Origin of the sequence: Pseudomonas asgharzadehiana (assembly GCF_019139815.1) — a bacterium.
GTDB classification, from domain to species: domain Bacteria; phylum Pseudomonadota; class Gammaproteobacteria; order Pseudomonadales; family Pseudomonadaceae; genus Aquipseudomonas; species Aquipseudomonas asgharzadehiana.
Genome location: NZ_CP077079.1, coordinates 6043159 through 6057223, shown reverse-complemented (window position 1 = coordinate 6057223; position 14065 = coordinate 6043159). Strand labels below are relative to the sequence as shown.

Annotated in this window: 14 protein-coding genes; 9 read left to right on the top strand and 5 right to left on the bottom strand. The window is 59.9% G+C overall.

Translation table 11 applies throughout. The features are described 5' to 3' along the window. Positions 1-455 precede the first annotated feature (455 nt). From KSS96_RS27625 to KSS96_RS27610, 4 genes are all read left to right on the top strand, one after another. A complete protein-coding gene (locus KSS96_RS27625) occupies positions 456-1112 on the top strand; it encodes a DUF1120 domain-containing protein (RefSeq protein ID WP_026067497.1) in 657 nt (218 codons plus the stop codon). A gap of 127 nt (positions 1113-1239) precedes the next feature. Beyond that, positions 1240-1950 carry a fimbria/pilus chaperone family protein gene (locus tag KSS96_RS27620; RefSeq protein ID WP_217855544.1) on the top strand — a complete coding sequence of 237 codons (711 nt, stop codon included), beginning with the start codon at positions 1240-1242 and terminating at the stop codon, positions 1948-1950. Continuing rightward, positions 1940-4432, top strand: coding sequence for a fimbria/pilus outer membrane usher protein (locus KSS96_RS27615; protein WP_217855543.1), 2493 nt, complete (start codon positions 1940-1942; stop codon positions 4430-4432). The genes KSS96_RS27620 and KSS96_RS27615 overlap by 11 nt, the downstream gene beginning before the upstream one ends. A gap of 136 nt (positions 4433-4568) precedes the next feature. After that, the gene (locus KSS96_RS27610) at positions 4569-5000 is read left to right on the top strand and encodes a DUF1120 domain-containing protein (RefSeq protein WP_317617120.1); all 432 of its coding nucleotides are present in this window, start codon (positions 4569-4571) and stop codon (positions 4998-5000) included. A 4-nt stretch (positions 5001-5004) separates the two neighbouring features. Here KSS96_RS27610 and KSS96_RS27605 read toward each other — a convergent pair whose 3' ends face one another. From KSS96_RS27605 to KSS96_RS27590, 4 genes are read right to left on the bottom strand one after another with little or no spacing between them, the layout of a single operon-like run. Further along, positions 5005-5742: an amino acid ABC transporter ATP-binding protein gene (locus tag KSS96_RS27605; RefSeq protein WP_017530857.1), complete on the bottom strand. Its 738-nt coding sequence runs from the start codon at positions 5740-5742 to the stop codon at positions 5005-5007. Next, a complete protein-coding gene (locus tag KSS96_RS27600) occupies positions 5729-6379 on the bottom strand; it encodes an amino acid ABC transporter permease (protein WP_017530858.1) in 651 nt (216 codons plus the stop codon). Before KSS96_RS27600 ends, KSS96_RS27605 begins: the two co-directional genes overlap by 14 nt. Continuing rightward, on the bottom strand, positions 6376-7044 hold the full coding sequence (locus KSS96_RS27595) for an amino acid ABC transporter permease (RefSeq protein ID WP_010207407.1): 669 nt from the start codon (positions 7042-7044) through the stop codon (positions 6376-6378). Before KSS96_RS27595 ends, KSS96_RS27600 begins: the two co-directional genes overlap by 4 nt. Positions 7045-7061: 17 nt before the next feature. Continuing rightward, positions 7062-7847, bottom strand: coding sequence for a transporter substrate-binding domain-containing protein (locus tag KSS96_RS27590; RefSeq protein ID WP_017530859.1), 786 nt, complete (start codon positions 7845-7847; stop codon positions 7062-7064). A 254-nt stretch (positions 7848-8101) separates the two neighbouring features. Between KSS96_RS27590 and KSS96_RS27585 the strand changes: the two genes are divergently transcribed. The 5 genes from KSS96_RS27585 to KSS96_RS27565 all read left to right on the top strand — a co-directional run bounded on the left by KSS96_RS27585 (position 8102) and on the right by KSS96_RS27565 (position 13332). Continuing rightward, positions 8102-8797 (top strand): FadR/GntR family transcriptional regulator, encoded by a 696-nt coding sequence (locus KSS96_RS27585; protein ID WP_017530860.1) that lies wholly within the window; start codon positions 8102-8104, stop codon positions 8795-8797. A 120-nt stretch (positions 8798-8917) separates the two neighbouring features. After that, entirely contained in the window at positions 8918-9247 is a 330-nt protein-coding gene (gene trxA, locus KSS96_RS27580; RefSeq protein WP_017530861.1) for a thioredoxin TrxA, read from the top strand. A gap of 234 nt (positions 9248-9481) precedes the next feature. Then, complete coding sequence (gene rho, locus KSS96_RS27575; protein WP_003176825.1) at positions 9482-10741, top strand: transcription termination factor Rho; 1260 nt, start codon at positions 9482-9484, stop codon at positions 10739-10741. Between the two features lie 156 nt (positions 10742-10897). Continuing rightward, the gene (gene ubiD / locus KSS96_RS27570; protein WP_017530862.1) at positions 10898-12364 is read left to right on the top strand and encodes a 4-hydroxy-3-polyprenylbenzoate decarboxylase; all 1467 of its coding nucleotides are present in this window, start codon (positions 10898-10900) and stop codon (positions 12362-12364) included. Continuing rightward, positions 12364-13332 carry a CDP-6-deoxy-delta-3,4-glucoseen reductase gene (locus KSS96_RS27565; protein ID WP_017530863.1) on the top strand — a complete coding sequence of 323 codons (969 nt, stop codon included), beginning with the start codon at positions 12364-12366 and terminating at the stop codon, positions 13330-13332. Before ubiD ends, KSS96_RS27565 begins: the two co-directional genes overlap by 1 nt. Here KSS96_RS27565 and KSS96_RS27560 read toward each other — a convergent pair. Next, a complete protein-coding gene (locus tag KSS96_RS27560) occupies positions 13329-13805 on the bottom strand; it encodes a hypothetical protein (RefSeq protein WP_017530864.1) in 477 nt (158 codons plus the stop codon). The genes KSS96_RS27565 and KSS96_RS27560 overlap by 4 nt on opposite strands. Positions 13806-14065: the final 260 nt, after the last annotated feature.

Sequence of the window (14065 nt, the reverse complement as noted above, 5' to 3'; positions counted from 1 at the left end):
CCTGACCATCGTGCCACGATCGACCGCTGGAGCCAACGCGTTGTGCTGGGTGAATCATCTTATCGGTGTCTGTGCGTAGGATTTGCCAGGGGTGTAGGGCGAGTTACTTTGGAAGTAGTGAATGGTTTCCAGAGTAAGTAAGGGATAATGAAAGTGTAGTGCTTATAATGCGCTGTTCGACTTTCCCTACGCGTGCGCCGATTTTTTATTTGAAATATTTCATTCTGGGCTACGTGAGCGCTCATTGAGGCGTACAACGATTTTTCCCCGTTCTGACGATAATCAAGGGGCTTTCTTGTTTTTTGTGAATCACTAAAAGGTGAGACTGCGCCACGGCAATGATGCCGTGGTGTTATTTGTTTGTGGCTTTTTACGTCAGGGATCGTGTCTTGGGGAAGCGGAGCTTCCGGCCCTTAATAAATAGTGCCTGTTAATTTTCTAATAACGGGTAAAGCATGAAAAAAGTATTTGGTTTGGCAATGGGTCTTACGTGTCTGGTCGCCAGTGTGGGCGCTTATGCCACGACCACCCCGACCGGTAATCTGATCGTTAAAGGTACGATCTCGCCCGCTGCTTGCAATATCAGCATCGGCGCCGGCGGGATCATCGACTACGGCACTATCCGGGCCGCGGAATTGTCTTCGACGAACTTCAACCCGCGTGAAGAGCGCACCACTGCGCTGTCGGTCAATTGCGGCCATACCCCTGCAAGGTTTGGCCTGACCGTCACTGACCTGCGGGCCGGCACCAAGGTCGCGGGTATATTGGGCGCCGGTTACACCGAGGCCCAGAACTATGGCCTGGGCGCACCGGGCGGCAGGCGTACCGGCGGTTACTCGGTGACCCTCAGGAACCTGAGCTCCGGCGCTGTGGCGCTCGCCCCGATCGTGCGCTCGAGCACTGCCTCCGGCTGGTTCGCCGGCGACGGCAAGGTCTCCCAGGCGCCGAGCCAGCATTCCTGGCGCAGCGGCAGCGTTATCGCACCTGCTGCGATCTCCCAACTCAACGGTGTTATTGCGGTACGGGCGGTGATCAATCGCGCCAGCGCTTTGGACCTTACCGGCAATGTGGCGCTGGATGGTCACGCCACGCTGGTATTGAATTACATCTAAGCGCGTGAATAACAGTCGACAGTAACTTCGGTAGTCAAGGAACTTCTGGTGTGCTGTCGGCTGTTTTTAATGTGTTCAAAAACTGAGTGCCTCATTGTTTGTTTATTAATGTTCCAGGGAGAACTCGGTGAGCAGTTTTTCAAGAGTAGTTTCTTGCCTGTCGTTTTCTGTGATGTTGCTGTTGCAGGGTTCAGTAAGTGCCGATGGCATGCTGCCTGAAACAACGGTCGTGATTCTTTATGAGGACGATGGCGAGGCCACTATCAATATCAAGAACACGGACTCCGGGCCGGCGTTGTTGCACTCCGTTATTGAAAATGTGCCCGAAGATCCTGAACCCCTATTGATTGTTACCCCGCCCATCGCTCGCGTAGAGGCTGGAGACACGCAACTGGTACGGTTTATCAGCACCTTGAAGACGCCGCTCAAGACCCAGCGTCTGAAACGTGTTTCGTTTGAGGGCATTCCCCAGGCGCGTGCCGCTGGCGGTGCGACCATTGGTATCACCTTGCGCCAGAATCTGCCGTTGATTTTGCACCCCGCAGGCTTGCCTCGGCATCAGGCGCCGTGGGAGCTGCTCAAGTGGAAGCGCCAGGATGATCGCTTGAGCGTGCATAACGACAGTGCCTATGTGGTGCGGCTGGGGTTGGAGGTGCAACTGAACCCGTTGAACCAGACGGGTTTGCTGCCGCGCAGCTATATCCTGCCCGGTGAAGTGCTGGTGCTCCAGACCGAAGGCGCGCTGTCCAAGGTTTCCTCGGTGATACTGCAGCCGGCCACGTTGTTCGGCTTTGCGGTCGATCACTACCAGGCGGATGTGCTGGGCCATGAAGGTTAAGGGGGCGCTGACCGGTGTGAAGGTGCGCCACCCAGGGTTGTTCATGGGGTTGGCGACGCTGTGGGCAGCCCCAGGTTTCGCTTCGGCGGTTGAGCTGGGAGAAGGGTTTGATCTTGCGGCCTTGGCCAGCTACGGCATCGACCCGAAGGTCTCGGACTACTTTCGCAGCGCGGCGCGTTTTCGCGAGGGTGCGCAGGTGGTGGGGCTGCGGGTCAACGGTAACCCTCTGGGGTTGGTCGAGGCGCGTTTCGACTATCAGGGGCAGCTGTGTTTCACGCCGGGCCTATTGGAAAAAGCCGGTTTGAAAGTGCCCTCGGCCATCGTGCAGTCGGGTATCTCGGCCGAGCAGGCGTGTCACGATTTTGTCGGTGAGTTCCCGACCACCCTCATCAGGTTGCAGCCGAGCAGTGAAGAGGTGGCTTTGATCGTGCCCACGCACTCCCTGCGTGAGCCTGAATGGCAGGCGGGGAGCTTTGCCGACGGCGGTGGGGCGGCCTTGCTCAACTACGATGTGCTGGGGTTTGATGCGCGCTCAGACAGTGGCCACAGCCGTTTTGTCTCGGCTTACACGGAGGCGGGGTTCAACCTGGGCAACTGGGTGGTGCGCAGCCGGCAATTCTCTATCTCCGATAACGGTAAAAGCCGCACCCACCATGTGCAGGCTTACGCCCAGCGTGATGTGGCCGCCTTGCGGTCGACGTTCCAGGTGGGGCAGATTTCCACCAGAAGCCCTGTGTTCGGTGGGGTTCAGTTGTCCGGCCTGCAGCTGTTTCCCGACGGTATCTCTCGCATGGGTGCCGATAAAGGGGTTGTCGTGGAGGGTTTGGCCCACAGCCAGGCCCGTGTAGAGGTGCGCCAGTCCGGAGCGCTTATCCATACCACCCTGGTACCTGAAGGCCCGTTTAGTCTGACAGGCCTGCCGTTGCTCAACGGCACCAGTGACCTTGAAGTCAGTGTGATCGGTACAAGCGGCGGCATGCGCAGTTTCGTGGTGCCGGCGGCGTCTTTTGGCGCGGCTGTCGCCATCACCCCGGGTTTTGACTTCGCCCTTGGCCGGGTGCGAGAACAACAGGTCGGTGGCAAGGAGCCGCCAGTCGTTGCCATGGGCAGCGGCACCTGGGGCCTGGGCAGGCAGTCATCCGTGGGTTTTGGCCTGTTGAGCACGGATGAATATCAGTCGGCCGGTGGCACCTTGAGCAGTGTGTTTTTCCAGCGGGTTACCGTCGCCGCCCGGCATACCTTGTCGCGCGATCGCGAGGGCGGTGTTGAGGGCAGTCGTAGTGCGCTGTCCTTGAGCAGCCCGCTGGCGGCCAAGGTTGACATGAGCCTGAGCGCGACGACCCAGACCCAGGGTTATCGCGATGTGATCGAGGCTGGCCGATCCCTGAAAAAAGACGATCTGCAGACGCGCTTCCAGCATCAATACACTGCGGGATTCAACTGGGCTGACCCGGTCATGGGCGCCTTTTCGGTCAGTTATTCGCGCAGTTCACAGTTTGACGGCCAGGTTGCCGAACATGTCTTCGCCTCATGGGCCAAGGGCTTCAGGCAGGTCGATGTGGCCCTGATCGCCGATTCTCAGGTGGGCGCCTCGCGTCGACGCAAGCCCGCAGGCCGGGCACGCAGCGCGAGTGATGAGGTGTCACCGCAGGGGCTGTCCTTGCGCCTGCAAGTCACGATTCCCCTTGGCGACGATCGCCGCCTCACGACCTACGCCAGCCGCCGCAATGGGCGGGCTGATAGCGGGGCGGCGTTGTCCGAACGGGTCAACGACTACGTGAACTATGAAGTGGGCGTGGAGCGAGACGTGCGGGATCGTCAGCAAGCGGTCCGCGCCAACCTGGACGTAATGCCGCGTTACACCCGGGTGGGACTGGGGATGAATCGCACCCCCACGAGCACCAGCTACAGTGGGCAACTGCAGGGCGCGGTGGTGGCTCACGAGCGCGGCCTGACCTTTTCTCCCTACGCGGTTCAGGACACCTTCGGTGTGCTTTCGGTGGGTGATGTGTCGGCGGCCAAGGTCTCAACGCCGCAAGGCCCGGTGTGGACCGACTACCGTGGGCACGCGGTGATTCCTGGCTTGCCGGCCTACACCACCAGCCATCTGGAAGTGCAGACCCAATCCCTGCCCAAGCGGGTCGACCTCAAGAACGGCACCAAAATCCTCGCGGTCGGGCGCGGTTCATTCAATACCGTTGATTTCCCGGTGGTGAATGTTCGCCGGGTATTGCTTGAGGTCCAGGATGAACACGGCCGGCCATTGCCTCAGGGCGCCTCGGTGTTGGGACCGGACAACAGGTTCCTGACCAGTGTGGTGGGGGATGGCCTGATTTTTCTGAACGATATGGATGACGGGCAAACCCTCAGCGTTTCGCTGCCGAACGCCTCTCGCCCCTGTGTGCTGCAACTGAACCTAACGTCGCAACCCCAAAAGGACACGCTTTATGAAACGGCTTCGGCGGTCTGTCGTGCGCAGTAACGCGGTTGAACGACCTGCGCGCAAGGTGCGCGCGGCACTTGGCTACGTGCTGTTGGCTTTGTTGGGGATGGCTGCCAGGGAGGGAGTGGCGCAGGAGTGTCGTCTTTCGCTCAGTCAACCGAAGGTGGATTACGGCGTGCTCAGGCGCACAGAGCTGCTGGATGAGCAAACCAGCGGCCGCAACATCGTCCTGGGCAAGCGAACCCTGCAACTGAGCGTCTTGTGCGCCGAGCCGGGCACGGTTGCCTTGCGTTTTACCGGCGCCCCGGCGGGTGCGCAGGGCTTTCGATTCGGCCGCCACGGCAGCTTTACCCTGGCGCTCAAGAACGCCCAGGTCGATGGTCGCGCGGTAGAGTTGAGCGCGGCGCAACCGACAGACGTATCGGCCGGCGGGCTGCTGTTGCCCGGCCAGGTGGTGATCGCCAAAGCGGGCGGAACACCACTGGCCGGAAAACGCTTTTCGGCTCAAGTGCACATCGACACCTATTTGCCGCCCGATGCCTTTTCCGTGCGCCAGGAAACCCAGTTCGAGGGGCAGGGGCACTTTGAGTTACTGCCAGGCGGCTGAGGGTTCAGGCAAGCAGATCGCCGGTGCCAATAAAATTGGCCAATTCGGCGGTTCTCGGGTTCGCGAACAAGGTCTTGGGATCGCCGACTTCATGCACCTTGCCCTGGTGCATGAACACCAGCTTGTCCCCCACTTCCCGGGCGAAGCGCATTTCATGGGTCACCATGATCAGCGTCATGCCGTCCTTGGCCAATTGGCGCACCACGCTGAGCACTTCATTGACCAACTCCGGGTCGAGGGCCGAGGTGATTTCATCGCACAGCAGCACCTTGGGTGACATCGCCAGTGCGCGAGCGATAGCGACGCGCTGCTGCTGGCCGCCGGACAGACGATCAGGGAAGGCGTCGAATTTCTCGCCCAGCCCAACGCGTTCCAACATCTGCTTGGCCAACTGGGCGGCCTTGGCCTTGGGCATTTTCTGCACCACCTGCGGCGCGAGCATCACGTTTTCGCCCACGGTCAGGTGCGGGAACAGGTTGAACTGCTGAAATACCATGCCGACTTTTTGCCGCAGGCTGCGCAGGTCGGCGCGCGCTGCGTCGAGGTATTCGCCGTCGACTTCGATCACGCCATCGTTGATCGATTCCAGGCCATTGAGGGTACGCAACAGGGTGGACTTACCCGATCCGCTGCGCCCGATGATCGCCACCACCTGGCCTTCTTCAACGGTCAGGTCAATGCCTTTGAGTACGTGATGGTCGCCGTAGTACTTATGCAGGGCGGTAATTCTAAGCAGAGGCATGCAGTCTCCTTTCCAGGTAGCGCGCACTGAGGGACAAGGGGTAGCAGAGCAGGAAGTAACCGAGGGCCACCAGGCCATAGACCATGAAGGGCTCGAAGGTCGCGTTGGCGAGCATGCCGCCGGTCTTGGTCAACTCGGTAAAACCGATGATAGAGGTCACAGCGGTGCCCTTGACGACCTGCACCGAGAACCCCACCGTCGGCGCGACTGCGATGCGCAGCGCCTGCGGCAGGATCACGTAGCGCAATTGCTCAAGCGGGTTCAGGGCCAGGCTGGCGGAGGCTTCCCACTGCCCATGGGCGATGGAGTCGACGCAGCCGCGCCAGATTTCGGCGAGATAGGCGCTGGTAAACAGCGTCAGGGCAATCGCCGCCGCCAACCAGGGCGAGATATCCACCCCCAGCAAGGCAACGCCGAAGAACACCAGGAACAGTTGCATCAATAGCGGCGTGCCCTGGAACAGCTCGATATAGGTGCGCGCGACATTGCGCGCGAAGGCTTTGCGGCTGATGCGCAAGGTCATCACCAGCAGGCCGATCACGCCGCCGCCGATAAACGCCACCAGTGACAGCAACAGCGTCCATTGCAGGCCGGTGAGCAGGTTGCGCACGATGTCCCAGAACGAAAAATCACTCATCGGCTGTTCCTCATCACAAAACGACGGCCGATCCAGTTGAGCAACTGGCGAATCATCAATGCCATGCACAGGTACACCAGGGTAGTCAGGGCATAGGTTTCAAACGCGCGAAAATTGCGCGATTGGATAAAGTTGGCGGCAAAGCTCAGCTCCTCGGTGGCGATCTGTGAACACACCGCCGAACCGAGCATGACGATGATGATCTGGCTGCTCAGTGCCGGCCACACCTTGCCCAGCGCGGGCAGCAGCACCACGTGGCGGAATGCTTCGAAGCGCGTCATCGCCAGGGCTGCGGCGGCTTCCAACTGGCCACGCGGGATGGCCTGGATACCGGCGCGGATGATTTCGGTGGAGTAGGCCCCCAGGTTGATCACCATCGCCAATACGGCGGCTTGCCACTCGGTGATCTTCAGCCCCAAAGACGGCAGGCCGAAGAAGATGAAAAACAGCTGCACCAGAAACGGCGTGTTCCGGATCAATTCGACATACACGCCGAAGCACCAGGCGAACGGCTGGATCTTCCACGCTCGCACCACTGCGCCGACGGTGCCCAGCGCCACCCCCAGGATCGCGCCGATAGCCGTCAGCTCAAGGGTGAACAGCGCGCCGCGCAACAGCAGGTCGGTGTTGGCCAGCACCGGTACAAAGTCAAATTGATACGCCATGGGTCAGCTCCGTCGTATCAAAGGTCGGCGGGCAGCGGCTCTTTCAGCCATTGCATCGCGTTCTTTTCCAGGCTGCCATCGGCCTTGGCCGCGACCAGGATCTGGTTGACCTTCTCCAGCAACGCCGGCTCGTTTTTGTTCACGCCCACGTATACCGGTGAATCCTTGAGCTTCACCTTCAGCGCCGGTACGCGTTTGGGGTTGCGCTCGCTGATCGCGACCATCACCACGTTGCCGCTGGCGATCAGGTCAACCTGGCCGGCCAGGTAGGCGGCGATGGTTGAGTTGTTGTCTTCGAAGCGCTTGATGGTGGCTTCCTTGGGCGCCACGGCGGTCAGCTCGATGTCTTCGATGGCGCCACGGGTCACGCTGATGGTCTTGCCCTTGAGGTCGTCAGTGCTGCTGATGGCGGCGTCAGGCGGGCCAAACACGGCCAGGTAGAACGGCGCGTAGGCCTTGGAGAAATCAATGACCTTTTCCCGCTCCGGGTTCTTGCCCAGGCTGGAAATCACCAGGTCGACCTTGCCGGTGGTGAGAAACGGGATGCGGTTGGTGCTGTTGACCGGGGTCAGCTCCAGCTTGACCTTGAGCTGGTCGGCCAGCAGCTTGGCGGTGTCGATGTCCAGGCCACGGGGTTTCATGTCGGGGCCGACCGAGCCGAACGGCGGGAAGTCCTGGGGCACGGCAACCTTGAGGGTGCCACGGGCGACGATGTCGTCCAGACCGTTGGCCTGGGCGGGAGCCTGGCTGAGCATCAGGCTGGCAAACAGGGCAGTGAGCAGGGCGCTGTAGCGCTTGGTCATGACAACTCTCCGAGAAGGGCGAAGGGATTTCTACAAATGCTCAGTGCACAGCCCATGCCAGCACCCTCGCAATCGTCTGCAAGGCCGGGATTTGTTGAGGTCGGGTGGTCTTACTGGTCTGAACAGTTCCTGGCCGTTTCGCACCCTTTTCGAGCGTTGGCAAAACCTTGCGAGCCCCTTTGGGGCGTGGCTTGCCGCCGGCCGCGAATAGCTTTACAACTAGCCGCTCAGTTGTCTGGAACCTTGAGTTTTTTATGAATTCCATCGCCCAAGCCGTACCGGAGGCGGCCCTGCAGGCCATCCGCAAACTGATCAAGGAGCAGGGCTTTGGGCCGGGCGATGCGCTGCCGTCCCAGCGCGAACTGGCACTGCAGTTGGGCGTGAGCCGGGCGTCGTTGCGTGAGGCGTTGTCGTCCTTGAGTGCCTTGGGCGTGGTGAGCGTGCAGCCGGGCAAAGGCGTGTTCGTGCAGGCGGCGGACGAATCGCCGGGGTTTGCCTGGCCTTTCGCGGCCCAGGCTACGCCATTGGATATTTTCCAGTTGCGCTACGCCCTTGAAGGGTTTGCGGCGGGGCTGGCGGCAGTGACCTTGACGATTGATGAACTCGACAGCCTGGAGGATAACGTCGAGGCAATGCGCAAGGTGCTCAAGGCCGGTGACTTCGAAGCGGCCGCGCGGCTGGACTTCGAATTCCACCAGCGCATCCTGATGGCCAGCGGCAACCAGGCGATGGTGAGCATTCTGAGTGCCAGCGCGGAGGTGTTTTTGGAGAGCCAGAAACTACCGTTCATCCGGCCGGAGCGGGCCATGGAGACTTGGCAGGAACACCGCAAGATCCTGCGCGCCCTGGCCCGGCGCGCCAGCGCGGCGGCGCAGAAAACCATGCAGGAACATGTACGTAATGCGGCATTGCGTACAGGTATTGCCTTTGTGACGCCAGTGACGCCCTGATCGGCTCATACCCAAACTCATGCGCCTCTATAGCAAGACTCCATCAGAGGCGGCTTCCTGAACGGGGGAAGGGCGGCTATGATGGGCAACGTTTTTTTTGCTTACAATCCGGAGACATCCATGAGCAACGATCTTATCAAGCACGTCACCGACGCGACCTTTGAGGCCGAAGTACTCAAGGCTGCTGGCCCGGTGCTGGTTGACTACTGGGCTGAATGGTGCGGCCCTTGCAAAATGATCGCTCCGGTTCTGGACGACATTGCGACCACTTTCGAAGGCAAGCTGACCATCGCCAAGCTGAACATCGACGACAACCAGGAAACCCCGGCCAAGCACGGCGTGCGCGGTATTCCTACGCTGATGCTGTTCAAGAACGGCAACGTCGAAGCCACTAAAGTGGGCGCGCTGTCGAAGTCCCAGCTGCAAGCTTTCCTCGACGCCAACATCTAAGCGTCGTCAAAAAAGCCCCGCAAATCGCGGGGCTTTTTCGTAAAACAGGGCTAGACGCTCCGAAACTCAGGTGGTACATTCGGCCCCGCACTGGTTTCTCCACTGCCCCCTGCAAGCCGTCGCCGACGCACTCCTTTTCGATTAGTACGCGATCCTGTCGCCTTCTCCGCGGCGCGGCCTCATTAAGCCAAAAGCTTAATTTCCCCCCTCCATAAATGATTACGTCATTCCTATATGAATCTGACTGAACTCAAGCAAAAGCCGATTACCGACCTGCTCCAACTGGCCGAAGAAATGGGCATAGAAAATATGGCCCGTTCGCGCAAGCAGGACGTGATTTTCTCCCTGCTCAAGAAGCACGCGAAAAGCGGCGAGGAAATCTCCGGTGATGGCGTGCTGGAGATTCTCCAGGACGGCTTCGGCTTCCTCCGCTCCGCAGACGCTTCCTATCTCGCCGGCCCAGACGATATCTACGTCTCGCCGAGCCAGATCCGTCGTTTCAACTTGCGCACCGGTGACACCATCGTTGGCAAGATCCGACCTCCGAAGGAAGGCGAGCGCTATTTCGCCCTGCTCAAAGTCGACACGATCAACTTTGATCGTCCGGAGAACGCGAAAAACAAGATTCTCTTCGAGAACCTGACCCCGCTGTTCCCGACTGTGCGCATGAAGATGGAAGCCGGTAACGGTTCCACCGAAGACTTGACCGGCCGTGTGATCGACCTGTGTGCGCCCATCGGTAAAGGCCAGCGTGGTTTGATCGTCGCACCGCCGAAAGCCGGTAAGACCATCATGCTGCAGAACATTGCAGCGAACATCGCGCGTAACAACCCTGAAGTTCACCTGATCGTGCTGCTGATCGATGAGCGTCCGGAAGAAGTGACCGAAATGCAGCGTACCGTGCGCGGCGAAGTGGTTGCCTCGACGTTCGATGAGCCGCCAACCCGCCACGTGCAGGTTGCCGAAATGGTGATCGAGAAGGCCAAGCGCCTGGTCGAACACAAGAAGGATGTGGTGATCCTGCTCGACTCCATCACCCGTCTGGCCCGTGCCTACAACACCGTGATCCCGAGCTCCGGCAAGGTATTGACCGGTGGTGTCGATGCCCACGCCCTGGAGAAACCGAAACGTTTCTTCGGCGCCGCGCGGAACATCGAAGAAGGCGGCTCGCTGACCATTATCGCCACCGCGCTGGTTGAAACCGGCTCGAAGATGGACGAAGTGATCTACGAAGAGTTCAAGGGCACCGGCAACATGGAATTGCCTCTGGACCGTCGCATCGCCGAAAAACGCGTGTTCCCTGCGATCAACATCAACCGCTCCGGCACCCGCCGCGAAGAGTTGCTGACCGCCGACGACGAACTGCAGCGCATGTGGATCCTGCGCAAGCTGCTGCACCCGATGGACGAAGTAGCTGCCATCGAGTTCCTGATCGACAAGCTGAAAACCACCAAGACCAACGACGAGTTCTTCTTGTCGATGAAGCGCAAGTAATACGCCGCTGTTGGTCCGAAAAAATGGCGCCCCCTGGGGGCGCCATTTTTTTTGCGCGTTTTTTAAACGCATTCCGCGCTCAAATGCACGTCGATAAGCTGCCAGCTGCCCTCAGAGCAGGTAGGATGTACGCCTATTTTACGGGTGGCATGGTTAATGAAATTCAAGGATCTTCGGGATTTCGTGCAGCAACTTGAGCAGCGCGGAGAGTTGAAACGTATCCAGATGCCGATTTCCCCGGTGCTGGAAATGACTGAGATTTGCGACCGCACCCTGCGTAACAAGGGCCCGGCGCTGCTGTTCGAGAACCCGACCGGCTACGACATTCCGGTGCTCGGCAACCTGTTCGGCACCCCCGATCGCGTGGCTTTTGGCATGGGCGCCGAGTCGGTCAGCGAGCTGCGCGAGATCGGCAAGCTGTTGGCCTTCCTCAAGGAGCCCGAGCCACCCAAGGGCTTGAAGGACGCTTGGTCGAAGCTGCCGATCTTCCGCAAGATCATTGCCATGGCGCCCAAAGTGGTCAAGGACGCGGTGTGCCAGGAAGTGGTCATCGAGGGCGATGACGTCGACCTCGCCATGCTGCCGGTGCAGACCTGCTGGCCCGGCGATGTCGGGCCACTGATCACCTGGGGCCTGACTGTCACCAAAGGCCCGAACAAAGATCGCCAGAACCTCGGTATCTATCGCCAGCAAGTGATCGGCCGTAACAAGGTGATCATGCGCTGGCTGAGCCACCGTGGCGGTGCCCTGGATTACCGTGAATGGTGCGAGAAGCACCCGGGCAAGCCATTTCCGGTCTCCGTGGCCCTGGGCGCCGACCCGGCCACCATCCTCGGCGCCGTGACCCCGGTGCCGGACAGCCTGTCCGAGTACGCCTTCGCGGGCCTGTTGCGCGGTAACCGTACCGAGTTGGTGAAATGCCGTGGCAACGATCTGCAAGTGCCGGCCACTGCGGAAATCATCCTTGAAGGCGTGATTCATCCGGGCGAGATGGCCGATGAAGGCCCTTACGGCGACCACACCGGCTATTACAACGAAGTCGACAGCTTCCCGGTGTTCACCGTGGAGCGCATCACCCACCGCATCAAACCGATCTACCACAGCACCTACACCGGTCGTCCGCCGGATGAACCGGCCATTCTCGGCGTGGCGCTCAATGAAGTGTTCGTGCCGATCCTGCAAAAGCAATTCCCGGAAATCACCGATTTCTATCTGCCGCCCGAAGGCTGCTCTTACCGCATGGCCATCGTGACCATGAAGAAGTCGTACCCAGGGCATGCGAAGCGGGTAATGCTCGGTGTGTGGTCGTTTTTGCGACAGTTCATGTACACCAAGTTCGTTATTGTCACCGACGACGACATCAATGCCCGCGACTGGAATGATGTGATCTGGGCCATCACCACGCGCATGGACCCCAAGCGCGATACGGTGATGATCGACAACACCCCGATCGACTACCTCGACTTCGCGTCGCCGGTGTCTGGCCTGGGTTCGAAGATGGGCCTGGACGCCACCCACAAATGGCCGGGTGAAACCACTCGCGAGTGGGGCCGGGTGATCGTCAAGGATGAAGCCGTGACCGCGCGCGTCGATGCGATCTGGAAAGAATTGGGAATAGATTGATGCGTGTGACCCTGCAACCTTCCGGCGCTGTGCTGGAGCTGATCCCAGGCGAGCGAATCCTCGAAGGCGCGCGTCGCCTGGGCTACGAATGCCCCCAGGCGTGTCGCAATGGCGTATGCCATGTGTGCGCTGCGTTGCTGGTGGAGGGCAGGGTGCGGCAAGCCGATGAAGTGCGTGACCATGGCGAGTTCTACACGTGCATCGCCGAACCGCTGGAAGACTGCATTGTGTTGTGGGACGGCGTGTTGGCGCCGGGAGAATTGCCGTTGCGCAAGTTGTCATGCCAGTTGAGTGAGTGCGTTGAGGTAGGGGGCGATGTATGGCGCGTGCGCCTGCTTGCGCCTGCCGGCAAGCTCGTGCGTTACCACGCGGGGCAATACCTGATGATCGAACGGGAAAATGGCGAGAAGTCCGCCTTTTCCCTGGCCTCGGCGCCCCATGCAGGCCGCGAGCTGGAACTGCATGTACTGGCCCGCGAAGACAGTGCCCGCAACCTGCTGGAGCAACTGCAACGTAACCGGATGGCCCGCATCGAGCTGCCATTTGGCGATACCCACCTGGCCGAGCTGCCGGACGGGCCGCTGGTGTTGATCGCCGCCGGCACTGGCATGGCGCAGATGCACAGCCTGATCGAACATTGCCGGGCTTCGGGCTTCAAGCACCCGGTGCATCTGTACTGGGGCGTGCGTCGCCCGGAAGATTTCTATCGGATCGAACATTGGGAACAATGGCGGCAACTGCCCAACCTGTTCCTGCACAAAGTAGTCAGCGATTTGTGCGGCTGGGAAGGGCGCTGCGGCTTATTGCATGAAGCGGTGTGTGAAGACATTACCGACCTCAAGGGCGTGCATGTGTATGCCAGCGGTTCACCGGCGATGATCTATGGCACCCTGGATGCGCTGGTCGACGCCGGCATGGATGCGCACCAGATGCGCGCCGACGTATTCGCCTACGCGCCGCGCCCTTAGAAACGCACGCCGGCGGTCAGCATCGCCGCATTCAAACCCAGCAGCACCAACTCACTGGAGACGGGGCCGAAGTTCACCCCCACGGCAGGGATGATCGCCGGCGCTACGCCAAAACGGTTGAGCGGGATTTTGTCGCGGTACTTGCCGCGATAGCCCTGCAGTGCGCCTGCGGTCACCTTCACGTAGAGCGGTGAATCGGCGATGTCATAGCGTTTGCCGGCGTAGACGTAATACGAGCGCTGGCTGAACGAGTTGCGAAACGTCGCCCCGCCATACACCAACCCCGATGCTTCGTTACGCTCCAGGTTGATCAAATCCTGATGATTGTTGTGCTTGGGATCCGGCGAAAAGTGCCGGGTGTAAAGGCTGGTTTGTGCGTACCAGAAGCCTTTGTCGTCTTGAGTGGTCGCGTCGGTAGCCAGGGCGGCAGTGGCCTGCAGCAATAGCAGCAAACCGGAAAAAAGATGTTTCATGCATCGACCTCGGTAGTCGTTTGAATGGGCGGCTAGTGTGGGTCGCTAAACCCGTGCAGTTTGGCGGGTAATGGCCGGAGGGGCCTGAACCTGCGCTGAAAATATTGCCGCCTATGCTTATGCATTTAAGGTATTACTTCTGTAGGAAAAATCTCATTAGGCTATAAGTAGACGGAAGGCGGTTTTTTTACGCCATACGGTTACAGCGCTTCGGTTCGATTACGGTAAAGTTGCTTACAACTGGTAACACTCAGGAGGCG